Raw genomic sequence first — 19,171 nt, forward strand, 5'->3', positions numbered from 1 at the left:
TTTCTGTCAGACGTTTGTTTTGACCGGGCGGGACTCGCGTGTGAGCAGCTTTGCCGCTGACAATCGTGCGCCGCGTTTGCGTGCGCTGCGTGCCAGTGGCCTCGGGGAGTCATTGAGTACAACGCCCCAGACTCGTAATTCGGCCAACGACAAACGTTCGATGACAGCACCCAGTTCGGCGTACCTCGTATGGTCAGATCGCGCCACCAGCAGGACACCGTCGGCCCAGCGTCCCAGCACAAGGGCGTCGGATCGGTCAGCCATCGGTGCGGTATCGACGATGACGTAGTTTGCGCGAGCAGCAAGATCTGCGAGTCCGTTGCGCATCCGAGTGCTCCCGAGTAGTTCGGACTTGCCGGGCGCGGTGCGTCCCGCCGGGATGAACGAAAGCTTCGGATGCCAACTCGCAGAGATGTATCGGTCGATGTCGTCACCATTGAGTAGGTAATCGATCAACCCGGCTGGTGATGCGTTCTTTTCATGATCAGAACCATGGCGTCCGGAGCGCACGTTCGCTTCGTCTCTTCCTGCGGCATCGACGAATACGACCTCATTGCCGCTCTCAGCGAGAGCGATTGCGAGGTTCAGCGCGACCGCTGTCTTGCCGTCGCCGGTGACTGCACTCGAAACGATGATGGTTCGGCATTCGCCCCGACCGGGTTCGTGGTCGGCGATCACGGTGCGGAGACGGCGGAATGCCTCTGCGGCAGGGCTCTCTCTCGAGAAGTCGACAACACCGGTTTCCAGCGCTTTGTCCGCAGGAATGGCGGCCAGCACCGGCCCGGACAGAAACTTGCCGAGTGCGGCGACATCCTGAACTTTCCGGCTCATTTGACTGCGCAGATATGCGTAGAGCAACCCCGCCAAAAGCCCGGCGATCACACCGAGTGCGGTATTGCGCACATACTGCGGTCCGCCCTCAGCGTCGTCGGGCACCGCCGGGCTGATCACCGACAATCGCACTGGGTCCGGAACCACGGTTTCCGACTGATCCGGTGCCGGTTGTGCAGGTGTGCTCCCGTCCAAAACAGCAACGGCACCGGGAAGTGCTTGCGCTAGAGCATTAGCAAGCTCCGCCGAGGTATCGGCGTCCTCCGCGCGCACGGTCACCGTCAGGATCGCGCTTCCGACATTGGCACTGGCCGTGGTCATTTCGCGCACGTCAGAGTTCGACATCTCCAATCCGGTGTTTGCCAGAGCGGTTTCGATGAGGAAATCGGAGCTCAGCAACTTCGTGTACGCCTCAGTACGCTGACGACTTGTACCGTCGGTGTCGCCGAAGTGAGGCGTCTGGTAGATCACCGCGGAAGATTCGTAGCTCGGCGACTGCACACTGGTCAAGATCGCTCCCAGGAAGCCCCCGAACAGTGCGCACACAAGCAGGATGATCCATCGATTGCGAACTGCGCCAACCGCTGAGCGGAGCCATTCGTTGCCAGCATTGCCCGGCCGGTATGTAGTCCCTGCAAACTTGTCAGTCACTTGACTTCACATTTCCTCTCGAAACCATGTCTTCCAGTTTGGTGGGAGACTGCCCTCGTGCCGCCACGAACACGCAGACGAGCGTCAGGAGGACCAGGAAAACGGTAATTCCTTGCGTAAGCAGCTGAATCCGCCATACCTCGGCAAAACAGTAGGCGATAACTCCTGCCGATCCGGCGATCACTGGACCGTATGTCAGGAACCGACCGAAAACGTAACCGGCCAGCGGGAACAGCAGGAGCGTGTATAGCCACCCCCACGCTCCGAAATCCGTATAGATGTCAGCGAATTCAGAGTTAGTTGTGAAATTCGGTGCAAACGAGACCGAAAAATCGTAGGAGTCTGCGCCGAGCGACTCCTTTGCTCTGACCTCATGTGCCGGAACCAGAAAGCTGGGCAGCGCCGCCGACACGGAGGCGACGACACTCCCTGGCTTGTCGAAAGTGCCGCGCATGATCGCATCTGACACGCCCATGGACACCTGAGCCGGCACAGCGAGATAGGCGCCGGACTGATAGAGATTCATCGCGATCGGGTTCGAGACTCCCGCATCGCGGTAGTAGTTGCCGTTCCGGACGTAGTTGAGCGCCGTGAGCATCAGGAACATGATCGCTACAGCGGTGATGATGTGCCAAGGCCGCAGAGATTTACGGTCCGCGCCCACGGATTTGCGGGGCACCGCTGTCTGTAAGACGACGTACACCACGACCGCCATCAGTAGCGAGAGGCGGGACGCGACCATCGAGTTTGCCACCAGGAGAAGAACGGCCCACAGTACGAATCCAGGATGGAGCACCTTTTTTCGCCAGAGGTAAACGCTGATGGGTGCCGCTAGGATGGTCGCGTATCGAAGCGTCGCGATTCCGGCCGAGTCGGGTAGTGCCTCCGTGAAGGCGTTCCCGGTCTGGGTGGTCAAGGCGTCGACAATGGATGTCGCCGCAGTAATTCGGTAGTACGCATACGCCACGCCGATCGTGGACACTGCGAGGATGAGGAAAAAGTAGCGCCGTTCGAAGTTCGTGCTGGTTGTTCGCTCGACGAACTCCCGTGTCGGCGTTGTGCCCAGTCCCAATCTCCAACCGATCGTTGCGAGCACCACAACCGTGCCGTACCAAACCGCAAGCAACGTCACGCCGGCAATGGTGAAAGGGGCGGGTTGGAGGAATCCGCGCAAATTCAGCAGTGAGCCGGCCGGACACTTGCCGGCCGAACACCAACCGATCAGGGACGCCCATGCAGTGAAAGATCCCAGGACGGGTAACAGGATTAGGACGGCCGGTGCGAGCCACCATGTCGCTGTACTGCTTTGGGGCGAGTTATCGCCAGCCGCTTTCGGCGAGAAATCAAAATGCATGTTTGTCTTGGTGCATCATTGCGGAATCATTCTGCGGCAGCGCAGGAATGAAACTTCGATCAGGGGGAAAGGATCTCGAACCATACATCGCTGAGCTCCCTCCATCTTTAAAGTGGCTCGATCTCAGCGAGCACGGCAGCCAATCCGTGGCATACACTACTACAGGTGGAGTGTGCATTACGGGACAGAAGCGCGGATGCGCACTGGCCACTCGGAATTAACTTGATCAAATTGAGTGCCAACGTGATTAACGTTAGGTTGCCGCGTTACGGAGCAGTTATCGCCATCAATTTCGAAGAATCGATGATGTGGACCGCGTCTTCCGAGGCCAGAGAGTGACGCGCATTCGATCGGTGCTAGACGTGAAGCGCGTTGAGCCACTGGTGCAAATCGTCGCGGGCCTGGCACTCAACGCCTTCCCGGCAATTTTCATCGCAGTATTCGCACGCATTGCACCCATCGAACAACAAGGCCGCCTTGCCGTTTCGCTGGCGATCGGAACTTACGTGGCGCAGCTGCTGTCGGCATTCGTCGTCGAGTCGCGCCTTGCCACCCCGGAAGCGGATCACAAGGTATCGATGCCCTGGTGGATAGCGTTGATGAGCTTGGCATCCGGGACCCTCCTCATTGTGAGTCCGGCGGTTCCGCCAACGGCCATCACACTGATCGGAGTTCTGGGACTGTCGTCGGGCTTGCTGATGGCCCGGACGATCGGCGTAGTGCGGGGTAGATGGAAGCTGGAATCGGTTGCCGCTTCGATCCTTATGGCCGGTTGCCTGAGCGCATTGGTCCTTGCCGTGTACGACAACTCCAACTGTGTCAGGGTTCTTGCAGCGGGAGCTCTCCTGGCCATCCTCATCAGATGTTGGCCTCTGCCTGCTCGCCGAGATCTGGGCTTCCCGCCTGACCTGACCAAGGCTGCGTGGGTCACCGGCGAAACTGCGACAGTCGGTATGGTCCAGCCGGCATTGGCATCTTTCATCCTGGCCGTCCTCGGACCGTCAGCTGCTGTTGGATTCCGGGTTGTATCAACCATTTCGGGGATCCTCGAACCGATTCTCGCCTACGGCCGAGTACGTCAACTCGCCCACGGACACAAAGGCGAGGTAGCCAACGTTGCGATGATCATTGTGGTCGGAACAGTGGCGATCTTCGCTAGTGCCTATCTGGGTGTGTGGAGCCTGATTTTCGGCCCTGCTTGGAACAGTTCACTGTATGTCGCTCTGGCAGTTGCCTGTGCGTGGAAGTTGTGCATGTTGGTGACAACCGTCCCCTTTGCGGCTCTGCGCCGGGCGGGGCGCACAAAAATGGTGTTCTGGCTCAGGGCGGCGAACACTGCTCTTTACGTGGTGCTCGGACTGACTTTCTTGTTCAGTTTCCATTCCAGCACTGCAGTATTTCTTTCGTTTGTCATCACCGAGGTGCTCATGTTCGTGCCCTATCACGTGGCAGCCGCGAGGTTAGCGCCGGAGTACAACTCGGTCTTCCTCAGCGGGAAGCGAGCGAACGGACTCGCGTCCGAGAAGGCATGAAGACTGCCTCGCCCGTCATTCGGCCTTTTTGAAAACTGCCAGCACGGTCAGCATCAAAATCTTGATGTCGAGCCACAGAGACCAGTTCTCGATGTAGTAGTTGTCCCATTCGGCGCGGTCGGCGATGGAGGTCTGTCCGCGTAAGCCGTTGACCTGAGCCCAACCCGTGACGCCCGCCTTGACCCGGTGTCGCTCGCCGTAGCGGCGGATCTGCGCCTCGAAAAGGGTTACGAACTCTGGACGTTCGGGACGCGGTCCGACCAGACTCATGTCACCCCGGAGAACATTGAGCAGCTGGGGGAGTTCGTCCATCGACGTCGACCGCATAAGTTTTCCGATCCGGGTCCGTCGATCGGTTCCCTCGACGCCGCCCGGTGCGCTACCGGTTTTCGGAACAAACGTCACGTGGTCGGGATCGGGTAGCCGCATCGAACGAAACTTGAGGCAGCCGAAGATCTGGCCGTTGCGCCCCACCCGCTCTTGAGCAAAGAATATCGGTCCCGGCGAACTCCAGCGCACCAAGAGCATGAGAGTGAGGAAGAGGGGGGACAGCACGAGAAGGATGCAGCCGGCGACGATTCTGTCGCTGATGTGTTTGACCCGGAACTGCCAGCCTCGGGGATTGGTGTGAGGCACTGACAGCAAGGGCATGCCGCCGATGTGGTCGATGAGGCTCTTCGAGCCGATCACCTCATACATGCGTGGCACCACCCATACCCGAAGTCCGTGGCGGTGGGCGATGCGGACTGCTCCGGTCAGCAGCTCACCGTGAACTCTCGTGAATGCGATGACCAGGCGTTCGGCCTGGGTTTCGGCAATGACGGACTCTAGGCGATCAACAGCGCCCAGGTACGGCACCTGGTCGGCCTCCGTCCCCTGGTCACTGCGTATGGGGGATTCGTGCGACAGCACTCCGACTGGGTTCATGCCGTGTTCAGGAGCCGCGATCATCCGAGTGATCACGTGCTGGGTGAGCTGTCCGGATCCGATGACCAACGTGGGGGACACGAGATGGGAGTTCTGTTGCAGGCGTCGTTGGACCACCACGCGAACCAGACGGCCGAATGGAATCAGGATGCTCGCGCACACCCACAGTTTGGTCACGGCAGCACCGGGGCGATCGGTGATCCCGAACAGGACCAGCGCGCACAGCAGCAGCATTGCTGCGATCGATCCAGAGGACAGGATCCCGTAGAACTCGTCGAGGAATCGGCGGTTGAGCGAGCGGCGATACAAGGACCGCGCGCCCATGACGATTACGACCAGGGGAACAAAGAGTGCGAAGCACCACATGGGTGGATGAACCAAAACTGATGTGAGCGCCCACCACCATGCGAGTGCCACCGCGATTGTCGCCGACAACACATCGATGGAAACACTGACGATGGTGCTCAGCGGATCGGTCCGAATGAGCTGCCCGAATGTTTTACGAGAATTCGAAGAAGTAGGTGGGGGGCCTCCGGGGGCGGTCGAAGTCTCGACCTCCAACAATTGCGGCAATTCCCACTCCATCCACGACAATCCCGAATTAATCAGACAATTCGTACATTCACCATTAATCGCATTCTATAGGGGGCCTAACGATATTTGCCGTAGCAACTCGCGCTTGGTTTGAATGCGACTCGGCGTCACAGTCAGCAATCGAAAGATACTCGGCAGCGGTATTTTTATTTGTCGAAGATTACGTTTTGGACGACGTCGGCAAGGTCGGTCATGATCTGGACCTCACCACTCGACCAATGATGCGGTTGGCTGTCCCACGCGCACAGCGTCCCTACTGGATGACCTGCGTCGTCGATGATCGGGATGCCGATGTAAGCGCCCACTACGCCGCTTTGGGCGGCCGAATGATCCCTGAGTACCGGGTGGTCGGCGATGTCGTCGATTATGAGTGGGGAACCGCTCACGACTGTGTATACGCAGAGTGAGTCGGGGAGGGGATGGGTCCGTTGTTCCCCGGTGTCGCCTGAGCGGGAGGCGATCGCGGCGTTGACTTGCTCGACGTCGGTGATCATGTTCAGTGCAGCGTTCGGGATCCCGACCGCGTCGATGGTCAGTCCGACGATCTGATCGACTTCGGGATGTGGTCCGGGCGCGAGTAGTCCGGTGTCGTAGACAGCGCGCAAGCGAGCACTGTCGTTGAGTGCCGACCACACGTGTGATTGTTCGCCGCTGACAGCGGCACGCAGCCCTTCGAAGACGGCGACAAGCGCGGGATCCGTATACACCTCGTTGATCGCAGCGAACGGGTCGCGAATGGGGCGTTCGGCAGAATCCGCGATCGTCTGCTCGCGTTGACCCGCGCCGTCGTCGCTTGCATTATCGGAACTTGTTGCGTCTGTCGGACTCGGTGGTGTCATATCTCTTTCCTGGTGAATCGGTAGCAACATGTATTACCGCGATTGGTCCGCTCGGCGCCGCATCTCCCATATCCATACCTCATGCTGCTGTATTTATGAATATTGGTGATGCGGACTGAAGCAGACGGACTGGCTCTCGGTACCAGAATGGGAATTTTGACATTGCATTCTAGGGTCGAAAGTCCTGCCTTACGGCTAACCGTAATGTTTCGCTGACGTGGAGGGAAGATATAGCCTGATTGCGATTCGAAAGCTCTCGATTTCTCACCTGTGTCAGAGCAAATCGAGTCCGACCGACTGCGCGGCATTCTGAGCTCGAAACATCGTGGTGTGCAGGCGAATCTGATTCCGGCTAGTGCGTGGCGGCGACGGTTCGCAGAGGAACGATTGGTCCCGATTCATAGATGGAGCCGATGACGGGAATCGAACCCGCGTATTCAGCTTGGGAAGCTGATGTTCTACCATTGAACTACATCGGCGTCGCAGCCGGTCGGAGGGGTTTTCGCCCCCGATCAACGTGCTTTCCGAAGGTTATCAGACGCCATTTCCGATGTGTGGGAGCCCCGCCCGGCAACTAGTGCTCACGCTCGATTTCTCGCGACACAAGAACCCGAGCTGTTCGTCACAGCATTGTGTGATCTGCCTGGTGATTGGTCTGTGCTGAAGTGGCGACCCGGTAACCTCTACCTGTGCTGCTCTCCGATCGTGACATCCGTGCCGAAATTGCCGTTGGACGCCTGGGAATCGACCCGTTCGACGATTCGATGGTCCAACCGTCGAGCGTCGACGTGCGCCTGGACGGTTTGTTTCGGGTTTTCAACAACACGCGATACACGCACATCGATCCGGCGCAGCGCCAGGACGAGCTGACGAGCCTGGTGGAGCCCGCGGAGGGTGAGCCTTTTGTGCTGCACCCCGGTGAGTTTGTCCTCGGTTCGACGCTCGAAGTGTGCTCGCTGCCCAACGACCTTGCCGGCCGCTTGGAAGGTAAGTCGAGCTTGGGTCGTCTGGGTCTGCTGACGCACTCGACTGCTGGATTCATCGATCCGGGATTCAGCGGCCACATCACGTTGGAACTGTCGAATGTCGCGAATCTTCCGATCACGCTGTGGCCGGGAATGAAGATCGGTCAGCTCTGTCTGCTCAAGCTGTCGAGCGCTGCAGAGTTCCCGTACGGAAGTTCCGAGGCCGGTTCCAAGTACCAGGGCCAGCGCGGTCCGACGCCGTCGAAGGCGTACCTGAACTTCAACCGCGGCTGACGGAAGTCCGCACGTATGACCGCGTTGTTCTACGGCATGGTTTTCATGAACCTGCTGTTTGTGACCAGCACGGTGTGTTTGGTCAAGCCTTCGCGGATCAGCGCGATTGCCGCCGCGTTTGCCGCGCTGATGTGGCTGCTCCTCAACGGCCCGCTCGAAGGGCAAGTGTTGTGGTCGCTGACTCCGGAGAACGGCCTCACCGTGTCGGATCTGTTCTCATTCGTGGCGTTCGGTATTGCCGCACGAGGATGGTTTGTGGCGGGCAATCGCAGGCGCGGGAATCGTTTCGGACGGCGATAGCAGGCAGATAGACGTCAGCTATGGGGAATCTCCCCCAAACCGGGCATAATTGCAGGTTATGTGGTGGATTGTTGTCGGCGGACTGATCCTCTGGGTGGCCTGCGCCGTACCTATCGCCATTATCTGGGGTAAAGCCATCGCCCGACGCGACCGCGCTGATTTCGAAATCCGCGATCAGGACTGGTCTGCCGAGCTGGCCAGGTCGATCGAAACGGAAACCGATCCCGAGACCGAGAAGTGATCGGCCATGGAATTGCCGTCCGACACTCCGGCCGATGTGGTCGAGGCTGCGGCAGCAGGTCCTCGTGTTCCGAAATTTGATTCCACACTCGGCATTTCGGTAGTTCCGGCCGCCGGGCCGGTCGGCCACCGCTTGGTGGTGATCGGAGATTCTCTCTCACAAGGGTTTCAGAGTGGGGCTGTCTTCAATACCGACCTGTCGTATCCGTCGATCATCGCGTGGCAACTCGGCTGGTTCGATAGCTTCCGATTCCCACGTTACGGCGGCCCGGGTGGGCTACCGCTGAACATCGAATTGTTGCTGCGCACACTGGAAGAGCGCTTTGGAACTTCGACGGACGTGTGGGAGATTCCGCTGGCATTATTCGCGGCACGCGGATTCATGGATCAGGTCGAGGACTACTGGGAGCGTGGCCCGGGCAGCGTCGCGCCGACGTTCTCGGCAATCAATCACAACCTGTCGGTGTATGGGTGGGATGTGCGCGACGCTCTGACGAAAACCGCTGCGAGTTGTGAAGCGGCACTGCATCAACCACACGACGATCTGCTCAGCCAGATTGTCGAGAACAACGGCGAGCGGACGGCATTGCGAGTCCTGCCGCGAGGGTCCGATGCCGAGAAGAAGATGACGGTGTTCGACGCGGCAGCCGAACTGGGCAAGGAGTGCATCGAAACCTTGGTCGTGTTTCTCGGGGCGAACAATGCGCTGCGGACCGTGACTGACTTGCGAGTGCAGTGGAGTGGCAACAAGTTTCGGGACCCGGATGGCAAACGGGACTACACAGTGTGGCAGCCCGATCACTTTGCCCAGGAGTACGCCGAGGTGCTTGCCGCTATCCGAAAGATCAACGCTCAGCACGTCATCCTGTGCACAGTGCCGCACGTGACAATCGCCCCGATCGCGCGCGGGTTGGGTGGCAAAGTCGAGACCGGGTCACGGTATTTTCCGTACTACGCCCGGCCGTGGGTGCGCGACGCAGACTTCGATCCACGACGCGATCAGCACATCACGGGAGCGCAGGCGTGGGCGGTTGATACTGCGATCGACCTGTACAACACGGGGATCGAGCGGGCGGTAGCGAGCGCACGCCGGGTAGGCAAGGACTGGCACCTCTTCGACGTCGCGGGGCTACTCGAGCGCGTCGCATCGAGGCGGTATGTCGACGACGTCAACGCAAGACCGTCGTGGTGGACGCCGTACCCACTGCCCAAGGCGTTGACTGATCTTGCACCCGTGCCGGATTCACGATTCCTGGCCGCGGACGGTTTGGGCGGCCGAGCGTCGGGTGGCTTGTTCTCTCTGGACGGCGTTCATCCGACCACGGTGGCCTATGGGGTTCTGGCCCAAGAGCTCATGAACATCATGTCCGTCGCCGGTGTGCAGTTCGATTCCCCGACTGTCGATTTTGATCGCCTCGTCAGACGGGACACGCTGGTGCGCACTCCGCCGCAGAATCTGGATCAGACGCTCGGACTCATCGGGTGGGCCGACGAACACCTCGGTTTCGTGAAACGAATCTTCGGGCTGTGATGATCAGTTAGCTCGGCACAATGATGGAGAGACCATCCGGCCGGCATAGTCGCGGAGCAAAGCTTCCAGTCCGGTGTCCTCGGTGGACAATCTGCCGGTCGGGCCGATAGCGGCCAGCGAGCCCACAACACCGTTCTGGCCGTCGCTGATCGGCACGGCGAGCGCTGAGCGGCCGATGCGAATCTCGTCGACTTCCCGCGCCGGCTCACCGCGTCTGATGCGGGAGAGTTCGAGTTCGAGGTGATCGGCGTCGGTGATGGTGTGCGCGGTGATCTTCTTGAGCGGTGAAGCTGCCAGTTCGGGCCGCGAAGATAACAACAGTTTTCCGATGGCAGACGCGTGCAGCGCGCTCACGAGGGTGCGCTCACCGCTGAGTTCGTGATCGGGGTCGCGGTCGATCAGCCGGACCTTTCCCCTGTCGTACGACGCGAGATACACGCCGTAGCGCACTTGTTCGCGTAGTTCTTCGAGAAGTACGGAGTTATCCACGGGGGTGGGTTCGGCAGCAGCTCCGGCCAATTCGCGGGTGCGTCGACCGAGTGCAAATCCGGAGAGATCCGCGATACGCACCAGATAGCCGTCGGCGACAAGGATGTTGAGCAATCGGTAGGCGGTCGCTGGAGGAATGCCGGCCAGCGCCGCAATGTCTTTGGCGGTAGCGCCGGAACCGAGTTGCGCTGCGGATTCGAGCAGTGCCAATGCACGCTGGACTGCTCTCGGTTCATGTCCACCGAGATCTCGCGGGCGACCGACCATCAGCGCGGACCGGCAGCGGATTCGCCTACCAGCACGATATTGCCGGCGGCATCGGTGCCGAAAACTCCGGCGCCGGGAAGTACGTCCTCGGTTTCGGGCCGATCGAAGGCGCCGATGTGCAGGAGGCTTTGAGGGCTGCGACGACGCAGATAGAACTGCCACAGTGTGCCCGAACTGAGTATCACCAGCACTGCGATCGGTGCGATGTACGTGTGATCAACGATGTTCGCGTACACCAGGTATCCGAGGACAACTGCGCCCGCACCGCTGCCACAGGACGCTGCGGCAAGTACACGGGGTGTGTCTTCGCCGATGCGCGTGAGGAATACGACGGAACTGATCGCGACCAGCGCGTAGGCGACAATCACGGCTGCCCGCACCGTGAGGCGCAGATCTTCGAAGAACACACCTCGTCCGATCACGGCGAAGGTGCCACCGCCGAACAGTACGGCGGCAACAACAACGCTCAACGCGACACTCGGGGTGCGGAAGGCGCTGTGTACGTGCGCAAAAGCGCGGGGGAGTAGGCGCTCCACACCAAATGAGTAGAGCAGGCGCGACGCGGCGTTCGACGACGCCATCGACGACGCCAGCCACGAGCAGCCCATTCCGATGTTGAGCGCGATCACCACGGCTGGGCTGACACCGGTCGAGGTTCCGTGCAGATAGGCGTTGACGAGGGTGTCGCTGCGTCCGGTCCAGGCGGCCCAGCCGGCAAAGATGAAGAGGCCACCGCAGATCATTGGAGTGAAAAGGACTGTGCGCGTCACGGTTACCAGTGGGCGACGGGCTTCGGGGCCGAAGAAGGCGGCGCTCTCGAATCCGGCGAGCGCAAAGAGTGCGGCGAGTGCGGTGATCAATAGTCCGTGGCCGGAGGTGGACGGAATGATCTGTGCGTGCTGATCTCCGCCGATCAGCATGAGCGCGACTATGAAGAGCAGGGAACAGCTTTCGGCCACGAGAATTGCGAGTGCTGCAAATCTGACGCTCCGGAGCAGGCACGCAAGGATGAGTGCGGCGAGCACGGTGTACAGGGCGATCAGCTGAAATGTGCCGTGGACGCGTATGCCGGCAAAACCGAGCAGCGTAATGACCGCCAGCCCACCGTGATACAGGGTCATCACTGCGCTGCCGACGTATTTGACGAGTATGGCTATACCGGTGGTGATGGCGGCCCGGGTACCGAGTCCGCGAAAGGCAAAACTGTGAAGTCCGCCCGATGCTGCCATCCGTCTGGTGAATTGGGAGATGCAGAACGCGATCAAGGTGACCAGCACGGTCGCGATGATGATCGTGATCATCCCGCTCAGAAGGTGTCCGTGTGTCAGCATGGTGACCGGCAGCACAACCATCGAGACAGCCGGTGCTGTGGTTGCCACCGATTGCGCCAGGACTTCGGCGCCCGAGAGTTGGCGACGCCCGAGTGCGCGCAGCGGTGAGCGCGCGGGTGGTTGCTTCTCGCGCGTGGTGAACGATCGCGCGATGGCCTCGGTGAGTGCGGACATGCGCGGGACGCTAATGCACTTCTGTAACGGAGAAGTTTCCTACGTGAGTCCCCTGATCGCACCCGGCTGAGAGAGCACCTGTCGGTGCGGCGGTTGATTCTCACTCGATTCCCACGGACTGTTTCCTGCGCGACAAGTTCTCGACCCATCGCCGAGCCATTGTTGTTTCCACACCAACAACCCGGGTCGCCGGGCGCACACTTGGGAGCTTGAATGTCGTACACACGTAGATCTTTCATGCGCAGTCTGGGACTCACCGGCGGCGCGGGCCTGGCGCTGGGAGCCATGGGGTCCATCGGTTTGGCGCCGGCAGCATCGGCGTCGCCGCGACGTTTTCAGGCACCGGCAGCGGGTGACCTGATCGGACAGGTCAAGGGCAGTCATTCTGTTGTCATCCTGGGCGGTGGCCCCGCCGGTCTGTGCTCGGCGTACGAGCTGCAGAAGGCCGGATACAAGGTCACCGTCCTCGAAGCCCGCACCCGTCCGGGTGGACGAGTGTGGTCGATTCGTAACGGGACGGAGGAGACGGATCTCAACGGCGAGACCCAGACCTGCACGTTCTCCGAGGGCCACTTCTACAACCTGGGTGCCACTCGAATCCCGCAGAATCACAACACCATCGACTACTGCCGCGAGTTGGGGGTCGAGCTGCAGATGTTCGGCAACCAGAATGCCAACACGCTCGTGAACTACACCGGCAGCAAGCCCCTTGCCAATCAGTCGATCACGTACCGCGCAGCAAAGGCTGACACCTACGGCTACATGTCCGAGTTGCTGCAGAAGGCAACCAACCAGGGCGCTCTCGACGAGGTTCTCACGAAGGAAGACAAGGAAGCGCTGTCGTCGTTCCTCAAGGACTTCGGCGATCTGGGCAGTGACGGACGCTACGTGGGGTCGTCGCGCCGCGGGCACTCCGTCGAACCGGGTGCCGGTTTGAACTTCGGCACCGAGATCGAACCCTTCGGGATGAGCGATGTCATCCAGGGCGGTATCGGACGCGCGTTCTCCTTCGAGTTCGGCTACGACCAGGCCATGACCATGATGACCCCCGTCGGCGGGATGGACCGGATCTACTACAAGTTCCAGGACAAGATCGGCATGGAGAACATCGAGTTCGGTGCCGAGGTCAGCGGAATGAAGAACGTTCCCGAAGGAGTCACCGTCGACTACGTCGTGGACGGCAAGGCCAAGTCGATCACCGCCGACTACGCCATCTGCACCATTCCGCCGCACCTGATCAAGCGCCTGAACAACAACCTGCCCTCCGACATCCTCCTCGCTTTGGAGGGAGCAAAGCCGTCGTCGTCCGGCAAGCTCGGCATCGAGTACTCGCGTCGTTGGTGGGAGACCGAAGACCGGATTTACGGCGGCGCATCCAACACAGACCGCGATATCTCGCAGATCATGTTCCCCTACGACCACTACAACTCCGACCGCGGAATTGTTGTCGCGTACTACAGTTCGGGTAAGCGTCAACAGGCTTTCGAATCCCTGACGCACAAGCAGCGCCTCGCCAAGGCCATCGCCGAAGGCTCGGAGATCCACGGCGAGAAGTACACCCGCGATATCTCCTCCTCCTTCTCGGGCAGCTGGCGTCGTACCAAGTACTCGGAGTCGGCCTGGGCATCATGGGCCGGAGCGGGAGATTCGCACGGCGGCATGGCAACTCCCGAATACACGAAACTGCTCGAGCCCGTCGACCGCATCTACTTCGCCGGTGATCACCTCTCCAACGCAATTGCTTGGCAGCACGGCGCTTTCACGTCGGCGCAGGACGTTGTCACCCACCTGCACCAGCGCGTCGCGCAGGGCGCATAGCTTTTCAACTACCTTCCACTTCCGAGGAGTCACCATGAAATCTCGTACCACCAAAGTTGTTGCCGCAGCGTTTGCCGCGTCCGTGCTGCTTGGCACCGCGACCGCGTGCTCGTCCGAAACGGCCGAGGCGGAAACCGTTACCAGCTCCTTCGTCTCGAGGTCGGTACTCGAAGCCGGACAGGCCAATCCGATGATCGCGCAGGGTGTCGCCATCGGCGCTGATACAGCGGTTTACAAGACCAGTGGCATCGGACCCTCGGCCGGAAACAAAGCCGCACCCGAAGGATCTCCCGAGTCGTACATCGACTCACAGTTCTCCGGTGGCGTGCTGCCTGCCGGCGTGACAGTCACCGAAGCTCAGGGCATCAACGTGCTCAAGAAGATTCGTGACAATCTCGAAGCTCAGGGACTGACACTCGAAGACGTAGTCACGATGCGCGTCTTCCTCGACAACGCACCGGGCTCGGACAAGGCCGATTACACCGGCTGGAACCGCGCTTACCGTCAGTTCTTTGCCAACACGAACCTCGACTCCGGTGAGACGGAGTTGGTTCCGATGGGAACCGCGGCACCCATCGCGCCGATCGAACGAAACAGCGCTCGCCCCACTCGCTTCGCGCTCGAAGTTGCCGGACTGCCGGTTGCCGGCTGGCTGGTCGAGGTAGAGGTCGACGCGGTGTACCCCGAGGGTAAGGAACCCGCCTGATGGGCGCGCTCAGCCCGACCCACTGGGCCATCGTCGCGGTAGTGCTGCTGGTGTTGTTCGGTTCCAAGAAGCTGCCGGATGCGGCCCGCGGGCTGGGGCGGTCGATGAGGATTCTCAAGTCCGAGGTCGGTGAACTGCAGGCCGATACCGATCTTGCACTCGATTCCGAGTTGGCGCCGAGCAAGAAGTACTGATCCTGTGCGAGGCTGACGAGGTGTCCCACACTTTCCTCGCAGTGTTGTTTGCCATCGGTGCAGCGGTCTGTATCGCGATCGGCACAGTAGTTCGCCAGCGCACGGCAGCGGTGGTCCCGGATGATTCCATCGGTGCACTCGGACCGATCACGACGCTCGTGCACAGCCCGATCTGGTGGCTGGGCACGATCGTCGGGATGGTGGGTTACGCACTTCAAGCTGCTGCGCTCGGCTTGGGATCGCTGCTGCTGGTGCAGCCGCTTCTGGTGTTGTCCCTGCTGTTTGCGCTCCCGCTCGGCGCAAGATTCAGTGGGCGCACGATCAGCGCGCGGGAGTGGTTGTGGGCGGCGGCGCTCACAACGTCGGTGGCGGTGCTGATCATCGTCGGTGATCCGCGGCCGGGGCAACCGCGAGCGGAAACGCACCATTGGGTCATGATCACGCTGATCGGGCTGCCGTTCGTCGCGCTGTGTCTTGTCGGAGCACATCGGCGCACGGGATCGGCGAGGGCATTGCTCCTCGGAATTGCAGGCGGCTCACTGTTCGGAGTTGCTGCAGTGCTCACCAAAGGTGTTGTGCACCTTGTGACGCTCGGACCTTCAGCCGTTCTTACGTCCTTCGAGTTCTATGCACTTGTCGCGGTTGCAGCGGTCGCGACTTCGGTGCAGCAGTCAGCTTTTCAAGCGGGGGATCTACAAGCGTCGCTGCCGGCGACAACAATCATGGAGCCGGTGATCGCGTCGCTGCTCGGGTTTGTGGTTCTCGGCGAATACCTCGACGCGGATCGTAAAGTGGCCGCGGTTCTTGCACTCGCCGTCGTTGCGATGATCGCGGCCACCGTTGCCTTGGCCCGCAATGCGGCCGGCAGCGAGGTTTCGGTGCCGCAGAAGGTTCGCTGAGATTTCCGGCGTCAGACGAGGCCCTCTGCCCTGGCCACAGACTGCGGTTGCCGCGAGTCCTTGACCAGTACGTCGATCACGACATCTTCGTCTTGATACGTCGCCAGCTGCGCGAGGCCGGGAGTCTGCCGCACCAGCGAGTGAACGCCGTCGCCGGCCTGCGGATACTCGGGCACGATGTGACGCCAATGGGCGCACACCAGCGTGCCACCGGGTTCGAGGTGTTCGACGGTACGACCCATCGCCTCGGTGAGCTTCTCGATGCTGAGGTAGTAGCCGATCTCGCTGAGCACGATGAGGTCGAAGGTGGCGTCCGGCCAGGTGTCGTCGCCCAGGGCCCATTCCCTGAACTCGACGTTGTACCCGGAGAGTCGTCGACGAGCCGTTTCGAGCGCTGACGGCACGATGTCGGTGGCGATCACCGCGTCGCAACGATCCGCCAACATTTTGGTGAGGACCCCGATGGAACATCCGGGTTCGAAGGCCGAGCGGTATCGGGGCTTGGGCAGCATTGCGGTGGTGAGTGCGTATTTTCTCTTTTCGTACCAGCGTGTTTCGAAGTCCCACGGATCCGACTGGGCTGCGTACATCTTGTCGAAGTAGTCGGGTGGAAGTTGCGGATCACTCATACGAATACGGTCTCATAGGTGCGTAGCAGCCGGGTCAGGGCGTGTGGCGGGAGTATCGGTTGGTCGGCGGGATGATTGGAGAGCGGCAAAATCTGGGTGGTGAACTGTTGCACCGCAGAGGTTTTCGCTTGACGCACATCGGCAGGCAGGGTGATGGTGTGCAGGCGATCCCACGGAACGCTCGGGTGTTCCGGAGTTGCCCAATGCCACGTCCAGACGGGGTACTCGATCAGGCGAGCACCGGTGTAGGCGCACGCCTGCGCTGCTGCAGTTCCCGTTGCCTCGTGGTCGGGATGGCCGTCGCCGCGCCAGGTCGAGGCGCACCAGGTTCCGTCTGGTGCTTCGGCGAGAATCTCGTGGAGTCGCTCGGCTAGCTCGTTGCTGTGCGTGCGGATGTCTCCGTCAGGCAACATCAACCGGACCGGGACGGGGGTACCGAGTTCCTCTGCCGCTCGGACAGACTCGACCCGTCGACGCTGTTCGAGCTCAGCTCTCGTGAGGGTGGGAGAACCGGGGTGTGAAGCGCCGCCGTCCGTAACGGAGACGATCTGAACATCGATGCCCGAACGCGTCGCCATCAGCGCTGTTCCTCCGAGGCCCAGAATCTCGTCATCCGGATGAGGGGCCACGATGACCAGACGCTTACATGACGAGAGATCGAGCTCGGGGAAAGGGCGCTGCCACTGCTGCCACACGGATTCCGGTGTGCCGCCGTCGTCGACGGGCTTCTGCGCGAACAGTTTCGAGTTCACCACGTCGATGATCCTTGTGCTGTCAGGCGGCCGAGCTGAGCGAGATCCTTCTCGGCATGACTTTGCCGAAGGTAGACGGTGAGATCGGCAACGCGGGCAGCATGGTCGCCGTCCAGGCACAAGGGTGCTGCTCCCAGAGCTCGCCCGACTCGATCGAGGGTTTCGGTAGCTGCCCGTTCCACGATCGAACGGGCTGCCAGTGCTCGCTGTTGTGCCTTTCCGTTCTTGTCGAGAGGATCGTCGTCGATTTCGGCTGCGGCGGCGTCGAGGGTGTAGCGAGCGGCGGTCAACCCGGCATCAACAGCCCCGAAATGGGCCAGGATGTAAGGGTCTTCGGAATGCGCTGCCTTGTTCCTCAACGCGTCGGCGACACCGCAGGCGGCGCCGTACCAACAGGCCGCCACACCGATAGCCCCGTGCCAGAAACCCGGCCGGGTCAGATAATCTCCGATGTTGCCGACGGGAATTGCCGGTACGGCGTCGAAGTCAACTGCACTGGAATCACTTTCGGCCATGCCGACCGCTTTCCACGAACCGGGGACCGGATGTACGCCGGGCAACCCGAGTTCGACGGCAAACAGCGAGGGTGTGCCGTCGATCAGTGCGGTGACCAGAGCGTGCGTGCAGATACTTGCTCCCGAGCACCACAACTTACGTCCGGTGAGCGTCCAGATACCCACGTGCTCCGAGGCATTCACCACTGGTTGCGGTGGCTCAGCTGCCCACACGCCCCACAGTTGCCCAGGTTCGGGTTCCGGTCCGTCCAGTTCCGCGAGTATCGCAACCGCGTCGGTGTGCGCCTCCGCCATTCGGCCGAGCACGACATTTTCGCGAGCGAGTTCGGCGAGAGCATTCCATCGTGCTGCCGTTGCGCCGCTGCCCGGCAGTGGCAGGTAGAGGTCGGTTTCTTTCAGAAGCGTTTGTAGTCGTGTCATCGCGCCACATCCACTGTCTCGGTGCCGAGTTCTCGTATATGCCCGGCAAAACCGCCTGGTGTCCGTCCATCCGTGCGAGCCGAGGTTGTGACTGCAATGTCCTGCGCCCACGCGATCCTGGCACCGTCCTCGCTGAGACGGCGAACCAGATCGACGTCCTCACCTTCCTCGAGATGGGAGAATCCTCCTACGCTCCAATACTTGTCGGCTCGGATGCCGAGGTTTGCGCCGTGGATGTGCCCGTGGCGACCTATCGGATGCGCGTGATACCGCTGTTCGTAAAGCTGCTGGACGGACGACGGTTGATCATCCCAGTCGGCGATGCGCACTGTTCCGGCAACAACGTCCGCGCTCTGCGCGTACTCGAGTTGCCGCGCAAGCCATGTCGGGCCGACAACCGAATCCGCGTCGGTGGTGGCAAACCACGTCGACGCGGACGCAGTGCGACTGTCGGTGCCGAACGTCGAGAATCCGGTGGCACGAGATTTTCCGACATTGTGGTGCTGTGCTCGAATGACGTCGATGCCGCTCGGGATCACTTCACTCGATCGGTCGGAGCAGCTGTCCAGGACCGTGACAATCCGAACGGGAACATCGATCCGACGCGTGGCCTCGAGCAGTGCGTCGATGCAGTGCGGGAGGTCGACCGCTTCGTTGTGGGCGGGGACTACTACAAGAACCTGGTCGATGGTCATAGCGACGATCCTTTCCTCACCCATGCGTCACGCCGTGTTTCTTCCGGCGCGGACTTTCAAGGAAACCATATGGCCGCAATTATCCGCGCCCTTCCCGCGATCCGCCCGCGAGGCGAAAGATGTTTGTGTGAAACATGTCTCGATCGAGTTTGGAGCAGTGAGGAAGTGGGTAAGCCATCTCGCCTGGCGCGTCCTTCGGTGGTGTGAACATGTGCCCCGTCGGG

Annotated in this window: 19 protein-coding genes and 1 tRNA gene; 9 read left to right on the plus strand and 11 right to left on the minus strand. The window is 60.8% G+C overall.

The window, feature by feature from the left end; genetic code table 11:
- Positions 1-6: 6 nt before the first annotated feature.
- Both RG2_RS01805 and RG2_RS01810 read right to left on the minus strand, forming a co-directional pair.
- Entirely contained in the window at positions 7-1,482 is a 1,476-nt protein-coding gene (locus tag RG2_RS01805; protein ID WP_033235761.1) for a tyrosine-protein kinase domain-containing protein, read from the minus strand.
- Complete coding sequence (locus RG2_RS01810; protein ID WP_133637941.1) at positions 1,475-2,614, minus strand: hypothetical protein; 1,140 nt, start codon at positions 2,612-2,614, stop codon at positions 1,475-1,477. Before RG2_RS01810 ends, RG2_RS01805 begins: the two co-directional genes overlap by 8 nt.
- Positions 2,615-3,198: 584 nt before the next feature.
- On the opposite strand from RG2_RS01810, the gene RG2_RS01815 reads away from it, so the two are divergent.
- Positions 3,199-4,368 (plus strand): polysaccharide biosynthesis protein, encoded by a 1,170-nt coding sequence (locus tag RG2_RS01815; protein WP_230590278.1) that lies wholly within the window; start codon positions 3,199-3,201, stop codon positions 4,366-4,368.
- 15 nt (positions 4,369-4,383) lie between these two features.
- Here RG2_RS01815 and RG2_RS01820 read toward each other — a convergent pair whose 3' ends face one another.
- The 3 genes from RG2_RS01820 to RG2_RS01830 all read right to left on the minus strand — a co-directional run bounded on the left by RG2_RS01820 (position 4,384) and on the right by RG2_RS01830 (position 7,207).
- Positions 4,384-5,880, minus strand: a complete 1,497-nt coding sequence (locus RG2_RS01820; RefSeq protein ID WP_230590276.1) for a sugar transferase — start codon at positions 5,878-5,880, stop codon at positions 4,384-4,386.
- A gap of 155 nt (positions 5,881-6,035) precedes the next feature.
- Positions 6,036-6,728, minus strand: a complete 693-nt coding sequence (locus tag RG2_RS01825; RefSeq protein ID WP_072782266.1) for a GAF domain-containing protein — start codon at positions 6,726-6,728, stop codon at positions 6,036-6,038.
- A 405-nt stretch (positions 6,729-7,133) separates the two neighbouring features.
- Positions 7,134-7,207: transfer RNA gene (locus RG2_RS01830), tRNA-Gly, on the minus strand.
- 210 nt (positions 7,208-7,417) lie between these two features.
- On the opposite strand from RG2_RS01830, the gene dcd reads away from it, so the two are divergent.
- Genes dcd through RG2_RS01850 form a run of 4 tightly spaced genes read left to right on the plus strand, consistent with a single transcriptional unit; the run spans position 7,418 to position 10,058 of the window.
- Positions 7,418-7,987: a dCTP deaminase gene (dcd, locus tag RG2_RS01835; RefSeq protein WP_033235759.1), complete on the plus strand. Its 570-nt coding sequence runs from the start codon at positions 7,418-7,420 to the stop codon at positions 7,985-7,987.
- Positions 7,988-8,002: 15 nt separating this feature from the next.
- Positions 8,003-8,287: a hypothetical protein gene (locus RG2_RS01840; RefSeq protein ID WP_033235758.1), complete on the plus strand. Its 285-nt coding sequence runs from the start codon at positions 8,003-8,005 to the stop codon at positions 8,285-8,287.
- Between the two features lie 58 nt (positions 8,288-8,345).
- On the plus strand, positions 8,346-8,528 hold the full coding sequence (locus tag RG2_RS01845; RefSeq protein ID WP_033235757.1) for a hypothetical protein: 183 nt from the start codon (positions 8,346-8,348) through the stop codon (positions 8,526-8,528).
- 6 nt (positions 8,529-8,534) lie between these two features.
- Positions 8,535-10,058, plus strand: coding sequence for a hypothetical protein (locus RG2_RS01850; protein ID WP_033235756.1), 1,524 nt, complete (start codon positions 8,535-8,537; stop codon positions 10,056-10,058).
- A gap of 3 nt (positions 10,059-10,061) precedes the next feature.
- Here the strand turns inward: RG2_RS01850 and RG2_RS01855 are convergent, their stop codons facing one another.
- Together RG2_RS01855 and RG2_RS01860 are read right to left on the minus strand one after the other, a co-directional pair.
- Positions 10,062-10,814, minus strand: coding sequence for an IclR family transcriptional regulator (locus tag RG2_RS01855; RefSeq protein WP_033235755.1), 753 nt, complete (start codon positions 10,812-10,814; stop codon positions 10,062-10,064).
- A complete protein-coding gene (locus RG2_RS01860; RefSeq protein ID WP_033235754.1) occupies positions 10,814-12,319 on the minus strand; it encodes an APC family permease in 1,506 nt (501 codons plus the stop codon). The genes RG2_RS01855 and RG2_RS01860 overlap by 1 nt, the downstream gene beginning before the upstream one ends.
- A gap of 237 nt (positions 12,320-12,556) precedes the next feature.
- On the opposite strand from RG2_RS01860, the gene RG2_RS01865 reads away from it, so the two are divergent.
- From RG2_RS01865 to RG2_RS01880, 4 genes are read left to right on the plus strand one after another with little or no spacing between them, the layout of a single operon-like run.
- Positions 12,557-14,137 carry a flavin monoamine oxidase family protein gene (locus RG2_RS01865; RefSeq protein WP_033235753.1) on the plus strand — a complete coding sequence of 527 codons (1,581 nt, stop codon included), beginning with the start codon at positions 12,557-12,559 and terminating at the stop codon, positions 14,135-14,137.
- Positions 14,138-14,171: 34 nt separating this feature from the next.
- Positions 14,172-14,843 carry a Rid family hydrolase gene (locus tag RG2_RS01870; protein ID WP_033235752.1) on the plus strand — a complete coding sequence of 224 codons (672 nt, stop codon included), beginning with the start codon at positions 14,172-14,174 and terminating at the stop codon, positions 14,841-14,843.
- On the plus strand, positions 14,843-15,037 hold the full coding sequence (gene tatA / locus RG2_RS01875) for a Sec-independent protein translocase subunit TatA (RefSeq protein WP_033235751.1): 195 nt from the start codon (positions 14,843-14,845) through the stop codon (positions 15,035-15,037). Before RG2_RS01870 ends, tatA begins: the two co-directional genes overlap by 1 nt.
- Before the next feature lie 20 nt (positions 15,038-15,057).
- Complete coding sequence (locus RG2_RS01880) at positions 15,058-15,936, plus strand: DMT family transporter (protein ID WP_033235750.1); 879 nt, start codon at positions 15,058-15,060, stop codon at positions 15,934-15,936.
- Positions 15,937-15,947: 11 nt separating this feature from the next.
- Here RG2_RS01880 and RG2_RS01885 read toward each other — a convergent pair whose 3' ends face one another.
- From RG2_RS01885 to RG2_RS01900, 4 genes are read right to left on the minus strand one after another with little or no spacing between them, the layout of a single operon-like run.
- Entirely contained in the window at positions 15,948-16,565 is a 618-nt protein-coding gene (locus tag RG2_RS01885; RefSeq protein WP_033235749.1) for a class I SAM-dependent methyltransferase, read from the minus strand.
- Complete coding sequence (locus tag RG2_RS01890; protein ID WP_051730639.1) at positions 16,562-17,320, minus strand: PIG-L deacetylase family protein; 759 nt, start codon at positions 17,318-17,320, stop codon at positions 16,562-16,564. The genes RG2_RS01885 and RG2_RS01890 overlap by 4 nt, the downstream gene beginning before the upstream one ends.
- Positions 17,314-18,252, minus strand: coding sequence for an acyl-CoA dehydrogenase family protein (locus RG2_RS01895; protein ID WP_033235748.1), 939 nt, complete (start codon positions 18,250-18,252; stop codon positions 17,314-17,316). The genes RG2_RS01890 and RG2_RS01895 overlap by 7 nt, the downstream gene beginning before the upstream one ends.
- Entirely contained in the window at positions 18,249-18,947 is a 699-nt protein-coding gene (locus tag RG2_RS01900; protein WP_033235747.1) for a glycosyltransferase family 2 protein, read from the minus strand. The genes RG2_RS01895 and RG2_RS01900 overlap by 4 nt, the downstream gene beginning before the upstream one ends.
- Positions 18,948-19,171 lie beyond the last annotated feature (224 nt).

This window comes from Rhodococcus globerulus NBRC 14531, from assembly GCF_001894805.1.
GTDB lineage: Bacteria > Actinomycetota > Actinomycetes > Mycobacteriales > Mycobacteriaceae > Rhodococcus_F > Rhodococcus_F globerula.